Annotated in this window: 7 protein-coding genes; all 7 read right to left on the bottom strand. The window is 38.4% G+C overall.

Annotated elements, in window-relative coordinates; genetic code table 11:
- Positions 1-204: 204 nt before the first annotated feature.
- Positions 205-399 carry a hypothetical protein gene (locus AB4Z45_RS32655; protein ID WP_441887221.1) on the bottom strand — a complete coding sequence of 65 codons (195 nt, stop codon included), beginning with the start codon at positions 397-399 and terminating at the stop codon, positions 205-207.
- 194 nt (positions 400-593) lie between these two features.
- Positions 594-992, bottom strand: coding sequence for a hypothetical protein (locus tag AB4Z45_RS32650; RefSeq protein WP_441887219.1), 399 nt, complete (start codon positions 990-992; stop codon positions 594-596).
- Positions 993-1,264: 272 nt separating this feature from the next.
- A complete protein-coding gene (locus AB4Z45_RS32645; RefSeq protein ID WP_441887217.1) occupies positions 1,265-2,290 on the bottom strand; it encodes a hypothetical protein in 1,026 nt (341 codons plus the stop codon).
- 256 nt (positions 2,291-2,546) lie between these two features.
- Positions 2,547-3,542 (bottom strand): WG repeat-containing protein, encoded by a 996-nt coding sequence (locus tag AB4Z45_RS32640; protein ID WP_441887215.1) that lies wholly within the window; start codon positions 3,540-3,542, stop codon positions 2,547-2,549.
- Positions 3,543-4,073: 531 nt separating this feature from the next.
- Positions 4,074-4,592: a DUF5412 family protein gene (locus tag AB4Z45_RS32635; RefSeq protein ID WP_441887213.1), complete on the bottom strand. Its 519-nt coding sequence runs from the start codon at positions 4,590-4,592 to the stop codon at positions 4,074-4,076.
- A 263-nt stretch (positions 4,593-4,855) separates the two neighbouring features.
- Positions 4,856-5,167, bottom strand: a complete 312-nt coding sequence (locus AB4Z45_RS32630; protein WP_441887211.1) for a hypothetical protein — start codon at positions 5,165-5,167, stop codon at positions 4,856-4,858.
- A 58-nt stretch (positions 5,168-5,225) separates the two neighbouring features.
- On the bottom strand, positions 5,226-5,487 hold a 262-nt coding region (locus AB4Z45_RS32625), incomplete at its 5' end, for a hypothetical protein (protein WP_441913800.1).

Genomic DNA, 5,487 nt, shown 5'->3' with positions numbered 1-5,487 from the left:
AAATAGACCAACACCTTCTATTCCCGCATGCCCTCAAACGGAACTTCCTAGCCCATGTTTTGTAATCATTTAAACTCCTATTTCAATCTGTATGTGAAATCCTGAGAATTCGCGAGTATTCGTGAGAAAAACCTTATTCTCTGAGGGAGTTTAATAATACGAGCAGGCTACCGCAGTGCCTGCTCGTCGTTTTGTGCTATTGAACTAACGTTTCCCGTTAGTTGAACGAACAATTTCATTTATCTTTTCATTGAAAACTTTATTATAGAATTCATATTTCTCTGGAATTCGATTTCTTAAGTAATCCCAAAACCATTTTTCATCAAATTCATCTGGTCTGTTAACAATCAAATCAGGTAAGTTATGAAAAACATCGGCAATATTGTTTATTTCATTCACATTATACTTAGCCTGGACCCAAGATGCAGGATTCCACCATTTAATACGATGAGTATAAGATGCGCTCCGAATATCTAGAAGAACACAATACAATAAATATACGTAGGCTCTTTCTTTGAAAGTCTCCGTCTTCAATCACTCCCCAACCGCGCGGCGACAGGTCCCTAGTTGTTGTGCTATCGTCTCCCGTTAGTTTAATATGTAATGCCTTTGGAGATGTGATGAGCTTGGTTAAAATCTTTAATTTCGACGTATTTCAAAATTTGAGTTGCTTCAATTTCCCAGTCAGGGCCATACCACAACAAATAGCGTGCGAATTGTTCATATAATTGTAGCTGTTTGGGTGAAAGTTCGATACGTTTCTGATGAACCTTAAACATAGTGTCAATCGGCATAAAGAATTGTTCTTGCTCAAAATCAATAACTCTCTCCAATTCGTTTGATTCAGTTACCATAGATATTGCGTTTTCCACATCATTCTTTAAGATCTTAAACTTCTCATTTAACGCTTCTTGTTCTTGCTCGTTGTAATTCAGCCAGTTTAACTGCCGTATCTCGTAAATCTCTCGTATAAGCATCTGTAGTTCTGTCACGAAATCACCCCTATGAGGATGTTGCAGAAAACTGCCTTTTAGCTTAAGGAGCTGCTACCACGGTAAACTGCTCTTATTGTTGAACTAAAGTTTCCCGATAGCTTAACAGCATCCACGAACAAAATCATTTCGCGATTATACGCATATGTTTGTTTGTACCGTCATTTTTTGATGAGCCGCTCATTTTAAATGCATCCGTATTATCTTTATTCATTCTTAAATAAAGGCAAAAATATTCGAACGCGACCTATTTAGGTCGGGTATAAATGCTGTTAGGAGTGCCCCCCTACATCTTTCAACACTTCCTCAAGGATGAACCTGGTATCCGGCTTGAGATTGTCCTTGAAATACTCCTGAATGTAAGGGACAGCTGGAGATCCAAGCGTAACTAGCTGCTCATATGCTTCATAGTCAGTTTTCCAAAAGCTGCGCATGCTGCCCTCACCGAATTCTCCCCGTTCGATCACTAATATCCAATGTTGGACCTGGTCGTGGATGGGCCTCTCTTGTACCGCCGTTACAGCTGCCTTAAATGCCAAATCCTTCTCCCTTAATTCGGGCATAGCCTTATACATCTGATCTTCACTCACACATCTCCGTATCAGCTGGCTGTCCGTCAAATAGTCGCCACCGACGCCATCAGCCGCAGATACGTATGCGATGAAGTCATCGGTCCGTTCCAATCGATTGAGATCGTCCTGTAGGCGATGGATAACATCGATTGCAATCAGGAAGAGCTGAGAGTCGACGATCTTCTTTTCAAAAATAAAACATTGTTCAATACGCAGTGATCTAGGCTCTTCTACACTGATGCAGTAGAAGATACTTAACCACTTCTGCAGACGTTGCGGCATTTCTTCGTACATAAAGGGGTAGTCGCCTTCGGCGTATTTGAATTGACAATAGAGCTGATCACGGGTTTGGTTATAATGGTCATAACCTTTCTCGAGATATCGTTTTTGGTAATCGACATAGGCTTCATCGACAGTTTGGTTTAGTACCGCCAGATTATTGATGTAAATCACATAGCTACCGTGATAGGAATCTGTAAAAATTGAAAACGTGTAAACATCCTGGTTGTGACCGTCTGCGATGTAATCATCCAAAGCAGATTTGCAGAAATCGTATAGCGCATCTTCCATGTCTTTGGAGCTGACAAAGATGCCGTCATCAGGTCCATAAGAACCGACCTCAAGTATTTCCTTATCAGGGGTGCAGAGAAGATATATCCCGTCACCTTCTAAAGCCCGTCTCCCACTGATTAATTTGCCAATATGTACATCATACGAACTACTCATCTCACAACACATCCCTCTTAGTTGATCGTCCTCTAATAAATTCAACTTAATTTACTAATCACCTACTGAAAATACGGAAATTGAAAACATTAAGACCACATTTGGGGATGCAAACCGACAGCTCCTAGTGTCTGTGCGACTGTTCCATAGCACTCTGCACGGTCGCAGTATACTGCCAGTTAGCTTAATGAAGAAATGGAGCAGCTGCCTCAGCAAACTGCTCCTCGATGCATTGAACAACTTCAAATCCCAATGGTTAATTTTTGTAGAAAGTTACTTCTGTACTATGAATAGTGATAGGATATGTTTTTCTTCTTTCTCGTAATGTAACTACGCTGAGTCCTTCTGAAAAACTCTCTAACCTCTCGTACTGATCCCCTAGCTCTATCATCTCCATGTTACGTTTCAGCATTGTAATATTTTTCTTCTCATAAACAAATGCGATGCTTTCGCTAAAACATGATGCACTTGTAAACTTTGGTTCAATAGCAAATTCTCCGTCTGGATTCAGGTACCCCCAATTCCTTCCTAATTTTACCGGAGCCAACTGCTCAAAAAAATTCTCCGCGTCATTATATTTAGTTTCGACTATGACTTCACCTAATCTGTTAATGAATCCAAATTTATTACGTTTAATGATTACAGCCATGCCCTCTTGAAAATTACCAGCATAAGCAAACTGTGGTGGAATAACGATTTGACCTTTGCAGTCAATATATCCGATCTTTCCTTTTATACTAATTGGAGCAAGCCCTTCGGAGAAGGATATATAGTCCTCGGATATAGGATCTATTACGTATTCGCCTGCTGCATTGATGCATCCGTGCTTTCCAGAAGGGTGCTGTACGGATACGATACCATCAGTGAAGTGCATGGAGTTATTATATATCTGATCATTAATAAAATTCCCATTTACATCAATGAACGCAATCCCCGATGTAATACCAATAGGTATAACTACGGTAGCGTATCCTTCCGAAAAATCATAAGCATGTTCAAACTTAGGAGGAATAACAACCTTACCGTGTATATCTAGATAGCCAAATTTACCGTTACTTTGAAACAATGCACGACCGCAAGAAAAATTCTTTACTCCAAAATAATCTGTATCTAGCAAAGTTTCGCCGGATTTTGAAATGAACTTCGTTTTATTGTTCTGGAAAACAGCAGCTATGCCATCTTTGAAAGAAGTAGCATACTCGTATATAGGCGGGATCACCTGATTGCCCTCGCGGTCGATGTAGCCATACATTACAAAATCACTCCTAAATGTTGAATAGATGTGCGCGTTCAATTTCTAATAATTAGATCCATTTGAGAAGGATGTCGCTGTGGTCTTCAGACATTAAGATTAACACATATTGGAACTATTCTGCCATTGCCCGTAAGCTTAATGACTATCATTTGTTTGAGCAGAAAAACTTCGAATCCTCACGTTATATGGGTCCCTCTGGGCTTTCAAATGACTGCGGGTAAGCGTGAGCCCGATTTCCTGTTAGATTTTATTTTGAGAATTCACTTTCGCTTTCACTTAGTAGACTTGTTGGTTGAAACATGAAAAATACGCTACATTTAAGAGTATTGAATTTCATATCTTTAGTAACCAGGTTAAAGCGAAAGTGATAAAATTCAGATAGCGAAAGCACAAGTTGTTTTTTAAATTCTATAGACCAATAAAAGAAACAGCGGCTGCTAGGGACGTGAAACTAAGTCCTTACAGCCGCTGCTTTATTCAACTATTGTTCCCAGTTAGCGTAACGCTTATTTTTATTTTTAGGCTCTGTTAATGTTGATTGTTTATTATCCTCCAAACCAAACCTCCATCGAAATAAGTCTCTTTTTCAACGTTCAATTTAACACTTTTGTTTGAACTGGAGTACCCTGGTTCCTCATTTACTATAGATATAGTATTTTCATTTTTCCATTCTATAGAAAAGTTTCTATTAGCATCACTATGATAAACAGTCTTCATTTTGTTATCATCATGATAATTAATTTCTACCCATAAGTTAACTCCACCAGCGGCACCGCCATAAGTTTTATAGTAAGCATTAGCAGTATATTTACCGGTTGGGGATTCCACAGGTCCTTTATAAAATTCACCTTCAAGGTTATCCAATGTAAAAAAGTATGTATTGTATATCACTTGAGCTGAAACGATACCAATTCCTAGGAGAGTTGCAATTATCAGTTTTTTAGGAAATGGCTTCTTCTTGATAAAGAAAACAAATAGTTTGAAACAAAATATAATAAATAACAGAACTGTAATGAGAGAAAAGATGAAGAAACCTAATAAGTACAAATAATTAATAGAAAGTCCTCCAGTCGATGTGTTCTCATATTACTTACAGTTTAAGTAACGGAACCAAGTGGGATAATGTTTCGAATATATGGAAGATGCCGAGTTATAGAGATTTTAGTTCCGCTCTACATAAGACGTCAACTGGTCGATCTGGCCAGCTCACGTCGTGTCATCATCGAACTATCGTTCCTCGTTAGTTGAACAACAATTTCTAATTTAGATTACATTTTAGATTTCTCATCGACCCATCGCCCTAGGACCTTTTAATTTTTTAATGTTTCAATTATCCCTTTGGCTATCACTCTATTTGTCGTTAATTCAAATTTCATTCCAGGTTTGATTAAGTGATTCGGTGCCTCTTCTTTCTCATGGAAAAGTAAATACAAGTCTGCAGTTGTATCTCTTTGAGTATTTGGAGATTTGTGAAATTCAATCACTGCACTCCATAAGCCATTTGTTAACTCCCTATCTTCTTCAAATATGATGGGTGTTGAGAAGTTTCTAACTGGAATAATACTTTGACCACCTTCATCGGCAGTCAGGAAATATATCTTTACCGTTCCTACTGTCTTCATGATTTTATCACTCTCTCAGAGTATTTCAGATAGCTCTTTATTTATAAACTACGAAAATTCATTTAGTTAAATCTGTTTTATTTTTATACAACATAGGTCTGAATATATCAAAAACGGAATATTTTTGTTCCGCAAATCTGCCCGTTAGCGTAACTACGAAGGGCTGCCACGTGGCCAATGTCATTAAGTTAAGGTGTAAGWTCAATAGAATGCAAAAGAGCAGGTTATCAAAAAGATAGCCTGCTCTTTTTTTGCCCAAATGAGGAAAAAGAACTTGACAGGCGATTGTAAGTGTGTGGCGAAGCCCCTTGAAAAAACGA

The organism is Paenibacillus sp. MCAF9 (genome assembly GCF_052114265.1).
Classification (GTDB): Bacteria; Bacillota; Bacilli; order Paenibacillales; family Paenibacillaceae; genus Pristimantibacillus.
This window is presented reverse-complemented; position numbering and strand designations above follow the sequence as displayed.

What these genes read in the sequence shown, in the direction of transcription:
- AB4Z45_RS32645 (WP_441887217.1), bottom strand. Translation starts at nt 2,290, where the DNA reads ATGAGTAGTTCGTATGATGTACATATTGGCAAATTAATCAGTGGGAGA.
- AB4Z45_RS32640 (WP_441887215.1), bottom strand. Translation starts at nt 3,542, where the DNA reads ATGTATGGCTACATCGACCGCGAGGGCAATCAGGTGATCCCGCCTATA.
- AB4Z45_RS32630 (WP_441887211.1), bottom strand. Translation starts at nt 5,167, where the DNA reads ATGAAGACAGTAGGAACGGTAAAGATATATTTCCTGACTGCCGATGAA.